This window comes from Streptomyces sp. NPDC046716 (genome assembly GCF_040645755.1).
Taxonomy (GTDB): Bacteria; Actinomycetota; Actinomycetes; order Streptomycetales; family Streptomycetaceae; genus Streptomyces.
In genome coordinates, this window is the sequence record NZ_JBEYYU010000026.1 from 34,375 (window position 1) to 51,440 (window position 17,066).

Genomic DNA, 17,066 nt, shown 5'->3' on the forward strand with positions numbered 1-17,066 from the left:
ATGACCAGATGCAACCGCCCCGCATGCGGGCGCGGCACGCTCGACGAGGACGGGTTCTGCCCGGTCTGCGGCCTCGGACAGCTGCCGCCCGACCGGGTCGCGGGGGCGAGCACGAGCGTGGCCCAGGTACGGCCCGACCCCTGGTACGGACTCGCCCTCGTCGACGACACCCGGCTGCCCGACGCCCCGGGCGCCACCGCACACGGAGCGCAGCAGGAGAGCGGGCCCGTCGCGGAGGAGCACCGCTACTGCCCCGGCCCCGGCTGCGGGCGGCCCGTCGGACGCGGCATGGACGGGCGGCCCGGACGGATCGCCGGGTTCTGCGCCCTGTGCGGCACCCGCTTCGACTTCTCCCACGTCGCCGGCCTGCTCATCGCCGGCCGCTACGAGGTGCGCCGGCTGCTCGGCCAGGGCTCGTACGGCGTCGCGTATCTGGCGTACGACCGCAACCTCAAGACCCACGTCGTCCTGAAGGAACTGCGCACCGCACTCGCCGCGTCCGACCGGGAACGCGACGTCCTCGTCGGCCTGCGGCACGACGCCATCGTGCGCATCCTCGGCTACGAGGAGGAGCACGGCAGTACCTATCTGGTCCTGGAGTACGTACCGGGCGAAGCACTGCGGGCGGCCCCGCACGACCGGCTGGCGACGTTCCTCGCCCACGGCCTGCGCCTGCTGCAGGCACTCGACTACCTGCACGCCCGGGGTCTGCTGCACTGCGACGTCAAGCCGCTGAACATCATCCGCTTCGCGGAGACCGCCCCGTCCGGCGCCCTCGACCGGGTCCGGCTCATCGACTTCGGCGCGGTGCGCTCGGTCACGGACGCGGCGCCGCTCTCCGAGTACACCGAGCGGTACGCGCCGCCGGTCGGCGACCCCGAGTACACGCAGGGACCGACACCCGGCTTCGACCTGTACGGGCTCGGCATGACCCTGGCGGAGACCTCCCACGAGCTGACCAAGGGCTCCTCCGCCCCCGGCACGGAATCCCTCAGGCTGCTCCTGGACCGGTCCGTGCACAGCGGCGGGCCCAAGCGGCGGTTCACCTCGGCACGGCAGTTCGGGGAGCAGCTCAGCGGTGTCATCCGGCAGGTCGTGGCGGCGCCCGAGACGGGCCGCCGGGTCACCCGCGCCTCGGCCCTGTTCGGCCCGATGGCCGAGGCGCTGCACGGCGGGATCGGCGCGCCCCGGCCGCTCGGTGACTGGGTGCGGGCGACGGTCGAACCGGCCTTTGACGGTGCCGACGGTGCCGACGGTGCCGACGGCCCCGTGCGGCTCGAACTGCCGCCCCTCTTCGACGCCCCCGGGGCGGAGGTGGTGGCCGCGGCTCTGCCGATGCCGGTCCACGACCCCGACGACGCCGACGTCACCACCGTCGTCCGGAGCGAACTGGAGGTGTGCCGCAAGAAGCTGAGGGCCGGGGACCACACGGGCGCGGGGGCGGTACTGGGCGGGGTGCCGCTGTCCGCCGAACACTGGCTCGTCAGGTGGTACCGCGGCCTGATCGCCCTGCGCGGCGAGGATCCGGCCGCGGCCGAGTCCCACTTCGCCCACGTACGCGACACCCTCCCCGGCGAACTCATCCCCCAGCTCGTGCTCGGCCTGTGCGCCGAACGGGCCGGGAACCACGCGCGCGCCACCACCCATTACGAGACCGTCCTCACCACCAGCCCCGCGCTGGGCGCGGCCGGGTTCGGGCTGGCCCGGATCACGTACCGGGCCGAGGGGCCGGCCGCGGCGATCGGCATCGTCGACGGACTGGCCCAGGAGTTCCGCTTCGCCCGCGAGGCCAACATCGCGAAGTTCCGGCTCTCGTTCGAGCAGCGGACCGAAGCGGAGGACGTCCCGGTCCCGGCGGGCCTCGGACTGGCCGAGGCCGAACGGGCCTCCCTGGAGGCCGAGTCCGCGTACGCGAACCACCACCACGACCATGACCGGCTCGCGCTCTCCGACGCCATCCGCGGGCTGGCCCGGCACTGCCCCGCCGAACGGGAGTTCCACGCCCTGGTCGACCTCGCCAACGAGCTGCGCCCGCAGCGGAGTTGGCCGTGGTACGCCGGGACCAGGCGGAGAAGGCAACAATGAGCGACTCAGTCGTTCCGTAACGTGAACGGAAGAGCTACGCTCCCCTGATCCGCACAGGAAACACACGACACAGGCAGCCGACCGCTGCGACGAGGGAGTCGTGAGAGACCGATGGGGGACTCACCACGTGCGGCGCTGGACTTCACGATGGAGGTACACGCGCCGGGGGACCTGAGCCGTGACGCCGGACGCGCCGACGCGCTCATCACCGTGCACGCCCGCTCGCCCGAGACCACCGACTCCGGGACCACCGACTCCGGGACCACCGCGGGAACCGGGAGCGACGGCACGCCGCCCACCGCCGAGGTCCTCATCATGGACCGCTCGTTGTCGATGACGGGCCCGGGCAGACTCGACGAGGCCAAGCGCGCCGTGTGCGCGGCGATCGACACGCTGCGCGAAGGCACCCTGTTCGCCGTCGTCGCCGGTGACCACGAGGCCACCGTCGTGCACCCGCCCGACGGCCGCCCCGCACCCGCCGACGCGGCCCGCAGGCGCGAGGCGAAGGCCGCCGTGAACGCCGTGCGCGCCCAGGGCGGCACGAGGATCGGCAGTTGGCTGGAGTGCGCCCGCCGGCTCTTCGACACCGCCGCCGTCACCGGCGTACGCCACGCGGTGCTCTACACCGACGGCAAGGACGAGCACGAGACGCGCGACCAGCTCGACGCGGTGCTCGACGCCTGCACCGACCGGTTCGTCTGCGACGTGCGCGGCCTCGGCGGCGACTGGGAGTACCGCGAACTCCACCGCATCGCCCAGGCGTTGCACGGATCGTCCGAGGCCGTCATCGACATCGCCGACCTCACCGCGGACTTCGAGGCCCTCATGCGCGAGGCGCAGCGCGTCGTCGTCCCCCGGGTCTATCTCGGCCTGCGGTTCAGCGAGCTGTTCACCCTCGCCAAAGTCCGCCAGACCGCACCCGTGGAGGCTGATCTGACCGCCCGGCAGCAGTGGTACGAGGACGGTCTGCACGTCCCGCTCGGCGCCTGGTCGCCGGGGCTGCGCCAGTACCAGATCACGCTCCGCTTCGACCGCGGGCAGGTGCCCTTCGACACGGACCTGCGGGCCGCCTGGATCACCCTGCACGCCGAACGGAGCGGCGGGACGGGGCGGGTGGGGCTGCTGCCGACCGTGCCCGTGAACGTACGGCGACGGTCGATACCGTCCGGCCCGGGCACCCGATCGCCCGAGCTCACCCGGGTGGGGCAGATTCGCGCGCTCGGAACGGCGATGCGCGGCTGCACCGACGCGTACCTCGCCGGGGACTTCGAGCGCGCCGACCGGGAGCTGAGGACGGCGCTCGACCTGGCCGAGGAGCTCGGCCAGCGAGGGAAGGCGGCGGAGCTGCGGAACGTCGCGGAGAGGGGCCCGGACGGCCGGGTGATCCTGCGGCGCGACGTGAGCCGCGGTGAGATGCAGCGCCTGGCACTCGACTCGACACGGACCGGGCTCCCGGCCGACATCCGTCCCGTCGACGCCGTCGACGGCCCCGTCGCCGTCGCCGAAGGCTCCCCCCGCTGTCCGCACTGCGACGAGCGATTGCCGACGCACAGGGCCAGGTTCTGCGAGGCGTGCGGCAGAAGCGTCGACCCCGGCCCCGGCGCATGACCGCTACGGCCACGGAGCCGAAGGCGGCCGGTCGGCGTGCCAAGGTGTCCGAGGCGTGGCGGGCCCTGCGCACCGCACACCCCGTCCGGCTTCTGCGCCTGCTGCGCGCCGGCATGCTGGTGATGGTGTGCGCGACCGCCGTCGTCTACCTCGTGACGGCCACACAGGGCGGGCAGGAGGTCGCCACGGTCCGGCAGAGCAGAGCGGCCGGTGTCCAGCTCGAGGATGCGCGGGAGGCGGTCCACTCGGCGGACGTCCACCTCGAGAACGCGACCGGAACCGACCAGTTCGAACTGACCGGCCCGGGTGCGGATTTCGAGAACACGACCGCACGCATCGGAACCCTGCTCACCGCGGCCGCCCAGGGCAACGCGGCCGGGGCGACCGGCCGCGCCCAGTTCCAGTTCGTCCAATGGCAGTTGCTCGTCTGCCGTCAACTCGTCAACACGGCGGTGACCGACTTCCCGCACAACGGCAAGCCGGGCGTCGACAGCGCCCGCGCCACGCTGACCGCGGCGCGCCTGAAGGACCCCGACACCGGCCGGGAGGTCCCGGGCACCGGAGGTCTGCTGGCCTCCATCGAGGATCTGCAGAACCTGCAGAACGCAGGTCTGGCGCGACAGCACGACGCCGGCTGGCTCGATCCCGTCCAGCTCTGGAGTCTGTCCCTCGCTCCGTCGGCCGTGATGCTGTTCCTGTTCGGCGCCACCGCCCGGATCCTCGTGTCCCACTTCCGCCGCCCGGTCGGCGGCTACCTGGTCGCCACGCTCGGCGTCACCGTGGCGGTCACCGCCGTCTCGGTGGGCCTGACCATGGCGGACGAGGCGCGGCTGACCGCCCACCCGGTCGCCGGTCATCCGGCCGTCATGGCGTTCGTGCTGCTCGCGCTCGTCGTGGCCGGCGTCCTCAACCACCTCGCCTACCGGCCCCGCCTCGCCGAGTACAGGTACCCGCGCCCATGACGGCACCCACGACGGCACCCACGAAGACGCCCGGGCGGCGAGGCACCGCCTGGCACCTGCTCCGCGCCCGTCTGTGCCCACTCCTCACGGTGCTGGCCCTGCTGGTCGGACCGACCGCGTGTGCCGGGTCCGGCGGGCGGCACGTGACGGTGATGGTGCCCTGGGACGGGCAGGAGGAGTTCGGCGCCTTCTACTCCGTGGTCAAGGACTTCGAGCACGACACCGGCATCCAGATCGACGTCCAGGTCACCCGCGCGCTCACCCAGCAGCTCGACGCCGCGGTCACGGCCGACGCGCCGCCCGACCTCGCCGTCCTGCCGAGCCCCGCCGCCATCGCGCGCTACGCGAAGATGGCGGACGGCCTTCAGCCGCTCGACAGGAAGACCGCCGACAGCGGCTCCTACCTGGAGCCGTTCCAGGGGCTCGCGCGGGTCGACGGTGCCACCTACGCCGTCCCGGTCAAGATCGACGTCAAGAGCCTCGTCTGGTACGACACCGAGACCACGAGCAAGCCCCGCACCCGCTCGACCGACACCCTGAGCAGCTTCGCCCGGGAGGGCGAGCTCGGCTGGTGCCTCGGCCTCGCCTCCGGCCCGACCTCAGGCTGGCCGGGCGCCGACTGGATCGCCGACATCGTGCTGGCCGACGCGGGCACCGACGTGTACGCGGGCTGGGCCTCCGGCCGGCTGCCGTGGACGACCACCGCGATCGAGCGGGCCTGGACCCGGTGGCGCGACCTGGTGGGCGCGCCCACGCTCAAGCAGGCGTCCGAGAAGAGGGTCGCCGACGCGACGCGCGCGATGGCGGCCGCCGAACCCGGCTGCCGGCTCGCCCACGGAGCGCGCTCCGCCCTCGCCACCGAGCTGCAGAAGGAGTCCCGGTTCGACTTCGTCGCGCCCGCCGCGCACGCCCCGCTCGAGGTGTCGGGCGACTTCATCGGCCTGTTCGCCGACGACAACCCGGCCGCCCGCACGTTCGTCCACTACCTGTCCGGCGTGCGGGCCCAGCAGAACTGGGTCGACGCGGCGGGCTCGTCCGCGTTCTCCGCCCGTACCGAGGGGATCGGCTACCGCAACGCCGTCCAGCGGCGGATCGCCGCACTGGTGGAGCCCGCCTCGGGCCACCCGCTGTGCTTCGGCGCCGCCGACCTGATGAGCCCCGACGTCGTCGCCGCGTTCTACCGGGCCGTCCTCGTCCACGCCGACGGCGACGAGGACACCGGGAAGCTGATGGACGATCTGCAGGAGGTGCAGTCGAGCCTGGGGAGCAAGGAACGGATACCCCAGGACGACATCTGTTCCCACCCGACATGACCTGACCCGACCGTCTCGTCCCGCCCCCGCCCCGACCCCGCATTTGCCCGCAGCCCGCACCCGCCCCCACCCCGCACGACCGCCCGTCTTCCGCACGACCGTCCGAGGAGTCCCGTGCCGTCAGAAGCCGTCCAGTTCATGCTCGCCGACGGAGAGACCTCCGTCCTCGTCTCCGCCTCCGATCGCGCCAGCGGCAGCGGCACCGTCTCGACCGGTGACCGTATGCGCCGCGCACAACAGTCACTGCGCAGCGCCCTCGCCCCCATCACCGCCGCCGCCGCCGAAGTGATCTCCGAGTTCCGTGCCCACGCCGAACGCCCCGAGGAGATCGAGGTCTCCTTCGGCGTGACGCTCGACGCGTCGCTCGGCGCCGTCATCAGCAGCGCCAAGGCCAGCACCCACCTCGACGTCCGCCTACGCTGGAGCGGACGGAGGAACGACGCGCCAGCTGCGTAGGGGCGCGAGAAAGGCGGGGCCGTGACGAGTGGGGCGAGCGGACTCTTCCCCCGGGAGCGGCGCGAGGTCGCCCCGGGCGCCGTGCACGTACCGGACTGGCTGGCCCCGGCGGAACAGCGCGACCTGCTCGCCGCCTGCCGTGCGTGGGCCCGGCCACCGGCCGGTCTGCGCACCGTCCGTACCCCCGGCGGCGGGCAGATGACCGCGCGCCAGTTCGGCCTCGGCTGGCACTGGACCCCGCGCGGCTACACGCGCACGGCCGTCGACGGGGACGGCGCCCCCGTCAAACCCATGCCGCGGGAACTGGCCGACCTCGGCGCGCGCGCCGTCACCGACGCCTTCGGCGGCCCGCCCGGCGCGGCCTACGACATCGCGCTCGTCAACTACTACGACGACCGGGCCCGGATGGGCATGCACCAGGACCGCGACGAGAAGTCGGACGAGCCCGTCGTCTCGCTCAGCCTCGGCGACACCTGCGTCTTCCGGTTCGGGAACCCGGAGACACGGACGAAGCCCTACACGGACGTGGACCTGCACAGCGGCGACCTGTTCGTCTTCGGCGGCCCGGCGCGCCTCGCCTTCCACGGGGTGCCGCGCGTCCATCCGGGCACCGCGCCCGCCGGTCTCGGCCTGAGCGGGCGGCTCAACATCACGCTACGGGTCAGCGGCCTGTGACCACACGGAGTGAGGGGACGCCGCGCACCGGCTACCATTCCAGACCGTGATCAGGGCGAGGAGTTGCTGATGGGCGGCAGGGCGGCCTCCGGAACCGGAAGCCAGACGACGGGCGGGGGCGCCGCACGGCCACCACGTCTGGAGCGGGGCCGCAGCGCCCTCGGTCCCGCGCTCGAACTCGTCCACACCGGACGCGCGCCGACCCGCGCCGTCCTCACCGCCGAACTCGGGGTGACCCGCGCGACGGCGGGCGCGGTCGCCGCCGAGCTGGAGGCCCTCGGCCTGATCCGGATCGACGCCCGGCCGAGCGCCGCGGCCGGTTCCCAGGGCCGCCCCTCGCACCGCCTCTCCGTCGCCGAGGACGGCCCGGTCGCGCTCGCGGCGCAGGTCCACTCGGACGGCTACCGGGTGGCGCTCGTCGGCCTCGGCGGCCAGGTCGTCGCCACGACACCGGGCTGCGCGATCATCGACCCCGACCCGGCGGACGTGCTGCGTTCCGTGGTGGAGGCGGGAGTTCGGCTCCTGGAGGCGAGCGGCCGGGTCTGCGTCGGCGCGGGCCTCGCCGTCCCCTCGGCCGTGGCCGAACCGGACGGCACCGCCCTCAACCCGCTGCACCTGGCCTGGCCGGTCGGCTCGCCGGTCCGCGAGATCTTCGCCGACTGCGTGCGCGAGGCGGGTCTGGGCATCCCGGCGTTCGCCGCGAACGACGTCAACCTCGGGGCGCTCGCCGAGCACCGGCACGGCGCCGGACGCGGCGCCCGCGACCTGCTCTGCGTCGCCACCGGGCACCGCGGCGTCGGCGGCGCCCTCGTCCTCGACGGGCATCTGCACACCGGCAGTTCGGGCCTGGCCCTGGAGGTCGGCCACCTCACCGTCAACCCCGAGGGCCGCCCCTGTCACTGCGGCAGCCGCGGCTGCCTCGACGTCGAGACCGACCCGCTCGCCTTCCTCATCGCGGCGGGCCGCACCCCCGACGCCGACGGCTCGCTCCTGCACCAGGCCCGCGAACTGCTGCTCACCGCCCAGGACGATCCCGCCGTCCGCACCGCCACCGAGGCACTGGTCGACCGGCTGGGCCTGGGCCTCGCGGGTCTCGTCAACATCCTCAACCCCGACCGGATCATCCTCGGCGGACTGCACCGCGCCCTCCTCGACGCCGCCCCCGAACGCCTGCGCGCCGTCGTGGCCGACCGCAGCCTGTGGGGCCGCAGCGGCGGCGTCCCCATCCTCGCCTGCACGCTCGACCACAACAGCCTGGTGGGCGCCGCCGAACTGGCGTGGCAGCCGGTCCTGGACGATCCGCTGGGAGCGCTCACCGCGAGCTGACCGGGGCCCGCCCCGGTCCCGTCAGCGCCACTCCACCGCGAACGCCGCCGCGGGATTGGCGACGAGCACCTGCTCGACGACGTCCTTGCCCAGGGCCTCCGTGAGCCGCGGCCGGACCCGGCGCAGCAGATACGGCATCCCGGGCCCGCCGCTCACCGACCGCGCCCCGGCGGTCGTCGTGTCGCCGCCGAGGAGCAGCCGGTGCGCGAAGCCGGCCTCCGCGAGCGCCGCCATCGCGTCGGGCATCCGCCAGTCCGTCGCGTGGTTGGCCCGCGACGGACCGTCGAAGGCCAGATACGCGCCCGATCGTGCGGCGTCCCGCTGGGCGACGAAGTCGGGGGAGCGGTTCAGGTGACCGAGCAGGATCCGGTGCGCCGGGACCTCCAACTCCTCGCAGAGCAGGTCGAGTACGTCGAGCGCGCCCGTCCCCAGCTCGTGGTGGACGGCGATCGGCGCCCCAGTCGCATGGTGCGCCTCGGCCGCCGCGCGCATGGTCCAGCGGGCGTGCGCGTCCAGCGCGTGGAAGCCGCCCGCCACCTTGATCAGCCCGGCCCGCACCCCGCTGCCCGCGATGCCCTCGGTCAGCTCGCGCACGAACAGCTCGGCGAGATCGGTCTTCCGCGCGGCGAGCAACTGCGGTGCGTAGTGCGCGGATCGGTGCATCCCCGTCGCGGCGACGATCCGTACGCCGGTGGCCTCCGCGAGCGCGGGCAGCTCCGCGGCCCGCCGTCCCAGGCCGTAGGGCGTCCACTGCACGACGGTCCCGCCGCCCACGGCGGCGTACGCGGCCAGTTCCTGCCGCGCCAGGTCGACGTCGTCCAGCTCCTGTCCGGCCAGCAGCGGGCTGCGGAAGAACAGGTGGTCGTGCGCGTCGACGATGCCCAGCCGTCCCGGATCGATGTCGCCCTGGACACCGCGCACGGTCGCCTGCGGGGAGTTCACCATTGCCTTCCCTTCCTGAGCCGGTCACGCTCGGGCTGCGAGACGTGCAGCACCTGATGGATGTCGCCGGGAGTGCGGGGTTCCGCATGCTCCCAGACGGAGAACGTCAGCAGCTCCCAGGTGCGCGGATCGATCCCGGAGGCCGCATACAACACCCCTTCCTCGGTGGCCAGTTGTGCTGTCCGACGTGCCGCGTCCGCCACCAGGTCGGGCAGGTGGACGGCGGCCGCGACCGGCGTCCGCTCGCACACGGCGACCCGTGCCCGCCCGTCCGCCGCGGCGCCCTGCGCGTACGCGACACCGGTCCAGTGCTGCACGACGGGCCGCCCGAAGTCCCGGACGATGCCCTGGAATCCAGGACCCCACAGGAAGGAGTTCATCCCTTCCGCCGTGTTCCAGAGGTAGAACGGCGCGTACTGGTTCACGGGCGAACCCAGCACACCGCGCTCCCGCATCAGATACGCCTTGACGCCGAGCCCCGGGAAGTCGTCGAGCAAGTGCCCCTTGGCCGCGACCCGTTCACGGATGATGCCCATGTCGTAGTCGGCGGGCAGCGTGATCTCGTACTGCATCGCGTGCACGGTCGTACGCCCCTCAGCCCGCGGCGTGGACGTCGGCGTCGTCGACATGCGTGCCCCAGCAGGTCGTCGTCCCGTCGGCGGCGGCCTCCACCGCCGCCAGATGCGTCATGAAGGTGCGGGGGCCGGCACCGTGCCAGTGCCACTCGTCCGGCTCGATCCAGACGGTGTCGCCCGCGCGGATCACCTCGGCCTCGCCGCCCTTGCGCTGCACCCGGCCCTCGCCCTCCAGGACGTGCAGCACCTGCCCGTGCGGATGGGTGTGCCAGGCCGTGTGCGCGCCGGGCGCGAAGTGGACGTTGAACAGGCGCAGCCGGGACGGAAGGGCGGGCGCCGCGACCTCGTCCAGCCAGACCGTGCCCGTGAAGTTCTCGGCCGGGCCCTGCTGCGTGTCCGGGCGGTTGCGTGTGATGTGCACGAGTGAGTCCTCAGTCGGTCGGGGCGGGGGAGAGGGGAGCGGGGCAGGGCTTCAGGAGGGAGAGCAGGCCGCGGACGCCCGCGTCGAAGGCGTCCGTGCCGCCGGAGGCGCGGGCCAGGACGTATCCGCCCTGCACCGTCGCCACGACGGCCGCCGCGATCTCGCGCGGCACCAGGTGCGCGGCGAACTCACCGCTGTCCACGCCCTCTTGGACAATGTCGGCGAGCCGGCCCTTCACGTACGCGATCGTCTCGTCGACCGGGCCGCGCAGCTCGGCGCTGGCGATCACGTCCGGGTCCATCGTCAGCCGCCCGACCGGGCAGCCGCGCAGCACGTCGCGCTCGCGCAGCAGATACGCCGCGACCCGGTCGTACGCCGACCCGTCCGCGCCGAGCAGCCGGTCGACGGTCGTCCGCATCTCCTCACCGGTGCGGCGGATCGCGGCGAGGGCGAGGTCCGACTTCCCGGTGAAGTGGTGGTACATGCTGCCCTGCCCGACGCCCGCACGCTGCAGGATCGCCTTCGGGCTGGTGCCGACGTACCCGCGCTCCCACAGCAGCTCGCGCGTCGTCTCGATCAGCCGTTCCTGAGTGCTCATGACCGTACCGTACATACTAGTAGTTACAGAAGGCAAGAGAGGTCCGTGTACTCCTGCGGGGGTACCCGCACTGCCGCTGGCCGTACGACGACACGGACCCTCTCCCGGCGCCAGGCTCGACTCATCACGAGAAGAAGCCCCATCAAGGGAGATGAGTCAGATGCAGACCCTCGCGCAGTTCGGCCCCGGCGGCGGGCCGGGCCCCTGGATCCTGCTCTTTCCGCTGGTCTGGGCGGCCGTGGCGGTCGCCGTGATCACGCTGCTGCGCCGCACCGTGTGGCGCGGGCGCCGCGGCCCGTGGCGCCCCGGACCCGCGGTCGACGAGCGCTCGCCGATCGCCGTGCTCGGCCGTCGGTTCGCCGCCGGTGAGATCGACGAGGACGAGTACTGGCGCCGGCTGTCCGTCCTGAACGAGGAGTTCGGACGCGCCGCCACCGGCGGCAAGGCCGGCACGCTCTGACCCCTCCGGCCCGCGCCCGTGACGCGCGGGTGGGCCCGGCCTCCCGGCCGGGCCCACCCGCGGCGAGCCGCGGTCAGTGGCGGGGGCCGCCCCGCCCGAACTTGCCCTCACCGGGCGCGCCACGGTCGCTCTTCGGGTCGTCGTACTCGATCCGCTCCTTGCGCACCGTGTCGGAGACCTCCTTCGTCTCCGTGACCTTCTCGGTCTCCAGACGGACGCGCTCCACCGGAACGGTCTCCTTGCTGACGACCGCCCGCTCGGCGTGCAGCGTCACCTCGGTCTCCGCCTCGCCGATCGTGGCGCGCTTCGCGTCGCCCTCGCCGATCGGCTCGCGCACCACGCGGACCTCCTCGTGGGACAGCGGAACCGACGTGGTCACGTCCTCGGTCTCGACCACCTTGCGCAGATGCGCGTGGCCGACCTCCTGCTCCTCGACACCGACGCGCAGCCGCTCCTCGGAGCGGATGAGCTCCGTCTCCTTGTCCGACGCGTCGGCGGCGCCGCGCATCGCGGGCTCGCGCGCACCGGCTGCGTGCCGACCGGTGGACTCACCGGTGGCGTAGCCCGCTCCGGCGCCGGCCCCCACCGCGCCGGCGGCTCCCGCCGCACCGGTCGTGCCGTGGGCGCCGGGGGCGGCGGCCGGGCGCTCGGGACGGTTCCCGCCGGCACCGGCGGTACCGGCGGCGGTGGGCCTGGTCAGCCCGTAGTGCGCGTACAGCTCCTGCTGCTCGGCCTCGCTCAGGTGCTGGTCGGCCTCGACGCGGGGCGCGTCCTTGACGGCCTCCTTGGTGTACATCACCTGGAGGCGTTCGTCCGTGCGGGACGCCCCGCTGAGCGGCACGAAGGTCTCCTTCATGCCGAAGAGGCCGGTCTTGACCGTCGCCCAGCCCGGCTTGCCGGTCCGGTCGTCCAGGTAGACCCGCTCGACGCTGCCGATCTTCTCCCCGGTGCGGTCGTACGCGGTGAGCCCGACAAGGGCATCGGGGTTGTTGATCTCGCCCTGCGTCATGCGTGATCACTCCCTCCGGGACATGGGGGCGGCTGGGCGCCACCGGCTTGACCATGTGCCTTGTCTCCATGGCGCGTGCGATCCGCGGCGCGCGCAACAAGGGGCTTCACGTGCTGTAGCGAAAAGATCCGGCGAGGCGCCCTCAGGGGCGTGATTGCGGGCCGGGCGACGCAGTCGGGTGATCTCTCCCGAGTAGGCCGAACGGGTGAACCCGGCTCCCTCGCGCGGACGATCCCGATCGGGGCGAACCGTCGACACCCGGACCCTCACTCCATGGGAAAGCACCCGCTCGCTCACCGGGATTCGATCCGGTGAACGAGTGGGTGCTGAGCGGGGCACAGGGCCCGACCGGGCCCGGAGCCGGACGTCCCAAGGGCGGGACGCCCGGCGAAAACGATCACCGCCCGGTCAGCCTGCGACGGCCGACCGGGCGGGAGCATGCTGGGGCGCATCCGCGCGGAGCGCGGCCGCCGTCGCGTACACCGGCACCGCGGGCAGCGCCACCGCGGGCGACGGCACCGGCAGGGCGAACCAGACGACCTTGCCGCCGTCGATGTGCGGACGGACCCCCCAGCTCTCGCTCACCGAAGCGACCATCGCGAGCCCCCGCCCGCAGGTGGCGAACGCCTCCGCGTCACGCACCTCCGGCAGCCGGGGATCGTGGTCGCGCACCGACAGGGTGAGGCAGTTGCGGAAGAGCTCGATCTCCACGGTGCACAGTTTGTCCGGCTCGGCGTGCCGGTGGACGTTGGTGAGCAGCTCGGTGACTCCGAGCGCCGCCAGATCGATCAACGGGTCGAGATGCCAGTAGCGCAACTGCGCCGATACGATTCTGCGGACCTGGCCGATCCGCGACGGCAGGGCCTGAAGCTCCACCGTGCAATGCCTGCTGGGCTGGCTGATCACGGCTGCGACTCCCCGAATTGAGTCCGGAAGAAGACGAGAACGGATCGAGCGGAGCGACCGCGGTGTGACAGGGTCGCCCGCTGCAGTGTCCGGCGGGCTGGTTCGCAGCGTCATCGCCGGTAAACCCTGAGTAGTGATGTGTGACCAGCGTGACCCAGGGGGTGCGTGCGTGCAACTTCGGCCGGTGACGCTCGTACTCCGGTGAGCGATGAGAGAGGCGCGCGGGCGGTCGGCGACGCTACGTCGCGCGCCCCGTCGCCTTGCGTACGGCGTCGATGAACCGGCGGGCCGAGGGCGGCCCCGCGTCCCCGTGGTGACCGCCGCCGAGACGCAGCAGGTAGCGCCTGCCGTCGACGTCGGCGGTCGCGCGGTCGTCGGAGCCGAACCAGGGCTTGCCCGCGCGGACTTCGCCCAGTGGAGCGCTGTCTATCTCGCTGCCGTAGCTCGTGAGCAGTTCCAGCCTGCCGCCCGTGATCCGGACCTGCCCGGCCCGGGTCAGCGAGCGCAGGCGGCGCCCGATCCGCACGCCCGTCGCCGTGAACTCCGGCTCCGTCATGCCGCGTCGCCCCCTCTGAGTGCGTTGGTGCGGTGCAGTCTGCACGCAGCGGGCCAGGAGCACCAGTGTGCATGTGGACGCGGCGCGAAGCAGTGGGCGCAAACGGAGTTCGCGCCCCCTGCACAGGCGTCGTCGCCCCTGGGGCCAGGTGTGCCTTTGAGGCTCCCAAAGGTGCGTTTATGCAGGTGAGAAGCGTGTGGAAGATGTCTATGATCGAGGCGTCCGGCCGTGGTCGACCGACCCGGCAGAGGCTGCCCCGACGCTCCCTTCGCGGGATTCCGCCGGGGCGGACGCTCGGAACGACGCGAAGGAGCCCCGTGGTGAGCACGAGGGAGCAAGGCCGCACCGGGGACGAGCGCCCGCTCGCGGAGCCGATGCCGACGCTGGACGTCGACCACACGGATCCCGGCTACCGGAGCTGGCTGAAAGAGGCCGTGCGCAAGGTCCAGGCCGACAGCAACCGCTCGGCCGACACCCATCTGCTCCGCTTCCCCCTGCCCGAGCACTGGGGCATCGACCTCTATCTGAAGGACGAGTCGACCCACCCCACCGGAAGCCTCAAGCACCGCCTCGCCCGCTCGCTCTTCCTCTACGGCCTGTGCAACGGCTGGATCCGACCGGACCGCCCGGTGATCGAGGCGTCCAGCGGCTCCACCGCGGTCTCGGAGGCGTACTTCGCGAAGCTGGTCGGGGTGCCCTTCATCGCGGTGATGCCGCGTACGACGAGTGCGGAGAAGTGCCGACTGATCGAATTCCACGGCGGGCAGTGCCACTTCGTCGACGACTCCAGGACGATGTACGAGGAGTCGGCGGCCCTCGCGGCGCGCACCGGCGGCCACTACATGGACCAGTTCACGTACGCGGAGCGGGCCACGGACTGGCGCGGCAACAACAACATCGCCGAGTCGATCTACCGGCAGATGGAGCTGGAGCGCTACCCCTGTCCGACCTGGATCGTGGCCACGGCCGGCACCGGCGGCACCTCGGCGACCCTCGCGCGCTACGTCCACTACATGCAGCACGACACCCGCATCTGTGTCGCCGACCCGGAGAACTCCTGCTTCTTCGAGGGCTGGACGACGAACAACCCGGACGCCACCAGTGACTGCGGCTCGCGCATCGAGGGCATCGGCCGCCCGCGCATGGAGCCCAGCTTCGTGCCCGGCGCCATCGACCGCATGATGAAGGTCCCCGACGCGGCCAGCGTCGCCGCCGTCCGCGCCCTGGAGGCCACCATCGGCCGCAAGGCGGGCGGCTCGACCGGCACGGGCCTGTGGAGCGCCCTGAAGATCGTCGCGGAGATGGTGGCGGAGGGCCGCAAGGGGAGCGTGGTCACCCTGCTGTGCGACCCGGGCGACCGCTACCTGGACAAGTACTACTCGGACCAGTGGCTGGCGGAGCAGGGCCTGGACGTGACGCCGTACCTGGAGGCGATCAACAACCTGCTCACGTCGAGCCCCTCCGAAACCTGAGCCTCACGGGAGCCGGGAGCCGGGAGCCGGGAGCCGGGCGTGCGACCGTGGGCACGTCCGGCGACGAGGGGCCGGGCCGTCGTAGGGGAGTGCGCGGCCCGGCGGACATCCGTCGTCACCCGGGGCGCGGGCACCTGCCTGTCGGTCGGCGCCCACGCCGCCCACGGCGGCCGTGGAGCCGACAGCCGTGGCGTCACGCGGCGGTGGTGGCCAGCCGTCGTTCGAGCTTGGTCACCGCGTCACGGAACGCCCGGCCGAGACCGGAACGCCCCACCTTCACCCCGGCCCGGAACAGCGCGGCACCGTCGGCGGCGAACGTCCACTGCACCCGCGCCCCACCGGGCACCGGCGTGATCCGCCACTCCTCGAGCAGTGCCCGCACCCCCGGCGCGTTGGCCTCGTCGACCCGGTACGCGTAGACCTCGTCGGGCTCCGCGGCCACGATCGTCTCCAGGAAGCGGCGGCCGCCCTTGAGCCGTATCTCCCGCCGCGGCCCGTCCGCCCCGGCCTCGGCCGGCCGCGCCAGGGTCACCGCGGAGAACCACTGCGGCCAGCCCTCGACGTCCTCCGCCAGCGCCCGGTACACGGCGCCGGGCGACGCCGACACCTCGCGGGCGAACACCAGTCGCAGCGGGGCGGTCTCGATGAAGTCGAGGCCGACCGGGAGAAGATGACGTGCCATGAGCGCTCAGCCCCCAAGCAGGACGACGAACCAAACGTCGGCCCGGCCCAACGGGCAGCAGGATTAGACCGGTTGACCGGGTACGGTCACCATAGCTGGCGGTCCGTCAGATGTCTGCACCACCCGGAACGGAATCGGGGTCACCGGCCACGACGAGGCGCATGTGCTCGGAGATCTCCGTCCGGGCCTCCACCGGCAGCCCGGCATCCGTCACCAGCGTGTCCACCTGGTCGAGCGCGGCGAACGAACTCAGGCCCACCGTCCCCCACTTGGTGTGGTCGGCGAGCACGACCACCCGCCGCGCGGACTGCACCAGGCGCCTGTTGGTCTCCGCCTCCGCCAGATTCGGCGTCGACAGGCCCGCCTCCGGGCTTATCCCGTGCACCCCGAGGAACAGCACGTCGAAGTGGAGCGCCGCGATCGCCTGGTCGGCCACCGGCCCCACCAGCGAGTCGGACGGCGTGCGCACCCCACCGGTGAGCACCACCGTCGCCGCGCCCTGCCGGGTGCCCGCGGTGCGCTGCGCGACATGGAACACATCCGCCACGCGCACCGAGTTGGTCACCACCGTCAGGTCCGGCACGTCGAGCAGATGCTGTGCCAGCGCGTACGTCGTCGTACCCCCGGACAGCGCGATCGCCGTCCCCGGCGCGGCCAGCGGCGCCGCCGCCCGCGCGATGTCCTCCTTGGCCGTCAGCTCCAGACCCGACTTGGCCTCGAAGCCCGGCTCGTGACTGCTCGCCTCGACGACCGGAACCGCACCGCCGTGCACCTTCTCGAGCACGCCCTGGCGGGCCAGGGCGTCCAGGTCCCGCCGCACCGTCATGTCGGAGACGCCGAGCTTCCTCGTCAGCTCGTTGACCCGGACGCCGCCGCGGCGCCGGACCTCGTCGAGGATCAGGGAGCGGCGCTGCTCCGCGAGGAGGTTCTGATTCTCGCTCACGTCCCGTCGGGTCCCTTCGCGTCGTCCCCACCACCGCCCGGCCTGCCGGCCGAGGGTTCCGTCATCCTCGCACGCGC

18 protein-coding genes are annotated in these 17,066 nt (G+C 73.0%); 9 read left to right on the forward strand and 9 right to left on the reverse strand.

Translation table 11 applies throughout. The features are described 5' to 3' along the window. The 7 genes from ABZ930_RS20540 (at nucleotide 1) to ABZ930_RS20570 (ending at nucleotide 8,425) form a co-directional block, all read left to right on the forward strand. Nucleotides 1-2,085: a tetratricopeptide repeat protein gene (locus ABZ930_RS20540; RefSeq protein ID WP_361549648.1), complete on the forward strand. Its 2,085-nt coding sequence runs from the start codon at nucleotides 1-3 to the stop codon at nucleotides 2,083-2,085. Nucleotides 2,086-2,232: 147 nt separating this feature from the next. Then, nucleotides 2,233-3,693, forward strand: a complete 1,461-nt coding sequence (locus ABZ930_RS20545; RefSeq protein WP_361549650.1) for a VWA domain-containing protein — start codon at nucleotides 2,233-2,235, stop codon at nucleotides 3,691-3,693. Next, a complete protein-coding gene (locus ABZ930_RS20550; protein ID WP_361549652.1) occupies nucleotides 3,690-4,655 on the forward strand; it encodes a hypothetical protein in 966 nt (321 codons plus the stop codon). The genes ABZ930_RS20545 and ABZ930_RS20550 overlap by 4 nt, the downstream gene beginning before the upstream one ends. After that, complete coding sequence (locus ABZ930_RS20555) at nucleotides 4,652-5,968, forward strand: ABC transporter substrate-binding protein (RefSeq protein WP_361549654.1); 1,317 nt, start codon at nucleotides 4,652-4,654, stop codon at nucleotides 5,966-5,968. Before ABZ930_RS20550 ends, ABZ930_RS20555 begins: the two co-directional genes overlap by 4 nt. 114 nt (nucleotides 5,969-6,082) lie before the next feature. Continuing rightward, on the forward strand, nucleotides 6,083-6,424 hold the full coding sequence (locus tag ABZ930_RS20560) for a CU044_2847 family protein (RefSeq protein WP_361549656.1): 342 nt from the start codon (nucleotides 6,083-6,085) through the stop codon (nucleotides 6,422-6,424). Nucleotides 6,425-6,445: 21 nt separating this feature from the next. Next, a complete protein-coding gene (locus tag ABZ930_RS20565) occupies nucleotides 6,446-7,099 on the forward strand; it encodes an alpha-ketoglutarate-dependent dioxygenase AlkB (RefSeq protein WP_361549658.1) in 654 nt (217 codons plus the stop codon). A 69-nt stretch (nucleotides 7,100-7,168) separates the two neighbouring features. Continuing rightward, nucleotides 7,169-8,425, forward strand: a complete 1,257-nt coding sequence (locus tag ABZ930_RS20570; protein ID WP_361549660.1) for an ROK family protein — start codon at nucleotides 7,169-7,171, stop codon at nucleotides 8,423-8,425. Between the two features lie 21 nt (nucleotides 8,426-8,446). On the opposite strand, the gene ABZ930_RS20575 is transcribed toward ABZ930_RS20570, so the two are convergent. From ABZ930_RS20575 to ABZ930_RS20590, 4 genes are read right to left on the reverse strand one after another with little or no spacing between them, the layout of a single operon-like run. Next, nucleotides 8,447-9,370 carry a phosphotriesterase gene (locus ABZ930_RS20575; RefSeq protein WP_361549662.1) on the reverse strand — a complete coding sequence of 308 codons (924 nt, stop codon included), beginning with the start codon at nucleotides 9,368-9,370 and terminating at the stop codon, nucleotides 8,447-8,449. Continuing rightward, complete coding sequence (locus ABZ930_RS20580) at nucleotides 9,364-9,948, reverse strand: DUF4865 family protein (protein WP_361549664.1); 585 nt, start codon at nucleotides 9,946-9,948, stop codon at nucleotides 9,364-9,366. The genes ABZ930_RS20575 and ABZ930_RS20580 overlap by 7 nt, the downstream gene beginning before the upstream one ends. Before the next feature lie 13 nt (nucleotides 9,949-9,961). Continuing rightward, a complete protein-coding gene (locus ABZ930_RS20585) occupies nucleotides 9,962-10,363 on the reverse strand; it encodes a cupin domain-containing protein (protein ID WP_361549666.1) in 402 nt (133 codons plus the stop codon). Nucleotides 10,364-10,373: 10 nt separating this feature from the next. Continuing rightward, complete coding sequence (locus ABZ930_RS20590; protein WP_361549668.1) at nucleotides 10,374-10,976, reverse strand: TetR/AcrR family transcriptional regulator; 603 nt, start codon at nucleotides 10,974-10,976, stop codon at nucleotides 10,374-10,376. A gap of 145 nt (nucleotides 10,977-11,121) precedes the next feature. On the opposite strand from ABZ930_RS20590, the gene ABZ930_RS20595 reads away from it, so the two are divergent. After that, on the forward strand, nucleotides 11,122-11,421 hold the full coding sequence (locus ABZ930_RS20595; RefSeq protein ID WP_361549770.1) for an SHOCT domain-containing protein: 300 nt from the start codon (nucleotides 11,122-11,124) through the stop codon (nucleotides 11,419-11,421). A 73-nt stretch (nucleotides 11,422-11,494) separates the two neighbouring features. On the opposite strand, the gene ABZ930_RS20600 is transcribed toward ABZ930_RS20595, so the two are convergent. From ABZ930_RS20600 to ABZ930_RS20610, 3 genes are all read right to left on the reverse strand, one after another. Continuing rightward, the gene (locus tag ABZ930_RS20600; RefSeq protein ID WP_361549670.1) at nucleotides 11,495-12,430 is read right to left on the reverse strand and encodes a PRC and DUF2382 domain-containing protein; all 936 of its coding nucleotides are present in this window, start codon (nucleotides 12,428-12,430) and stop codon (nucleotides 11,495-11,497) included. A gap of 408 nt (nucleotides 12,431-12,838) precedes the next feature. Continuing rightward, nucleotides 12,839-13,336 (reverse strand): ATP-binding protein, encoded by a 498-nt coding sequence (locus ABZ930_RS20605; protein ID WP_361549672.1) that lies wholly within the window; start codon nucleotides 13,334-13,336, stop codon nucleotides 12,839-12,841. A 238-nt stretch (nucleotides 13,337-13,574) separates the two neighbouring features. Continuing rightward, nucleotides 13,575-13,892: a hypothetical protein gene (locus ABZ930_RS20610; RefSeq protein WP_361549674.1), complete on the reverse strand. Its 318-nt coding sequence runs from the start codon at nucleotides 13,890-13,892 to the stop codon at nucleotides 13,575-13,577. 374 nt (nucleotides 13,893-14,266) lie between these two features. Here ABZ930_RS20610 and ABZ930_RS20615 point away from each other — a divergent pair, with 374 nt between their 5' ends. Beyond that, on the forward strand, nucleotides 14,267-15,364 hold the full coding sequence (locus ABZ930_RS20615; protein WP_361549772.1) for a PLP-dependent cysteine synthase family protein: 1,098 nt from the start codon (nucleotides 14,267-14,269) through the stop codon (nucleotides 15,362-15,364). 193 nt (nucleotides 15,365-15,557) lie between these two features. On the opposite strand, the gene ABZ930_RS20620 is transcribed toward ABZ930_RS20615, so the two are convergent. Both ABZ930_RS20620 and ABZ930_RS20625 read right to left on the reverse strand, forming a co-directional pair. Continuing rightward, nucleotides 15,558-16,046 carry an SRPBCC family protein gene (locus tag ABZ930_RS20620; protein WP_361549676.1) on the reverse strand — a complete coding sequence of 163 codons (489 nt, stop codon included), beginning with the start codon at nucleotides 16,044-16,046 and terminating at the stop codon, nucleotides 15,558-15,560. A 106-nt stretch (nucleotides 16,047-16,152) separates the two neighbouring features. After that, complete coding sequence (locus ABZ930_RS20625) at nucleotides 16,153-16,989, reverse strand: DeoR/GlpR family DNA-binding transcription regulator (protein WP_361549678.1); 837 nt, start codon at nucleotides 16,987-16,989, stop codon at nucleotides 16,153-16,155. Nucleotides 16,990-17,066: the final 77 nt, after the last annotated feature.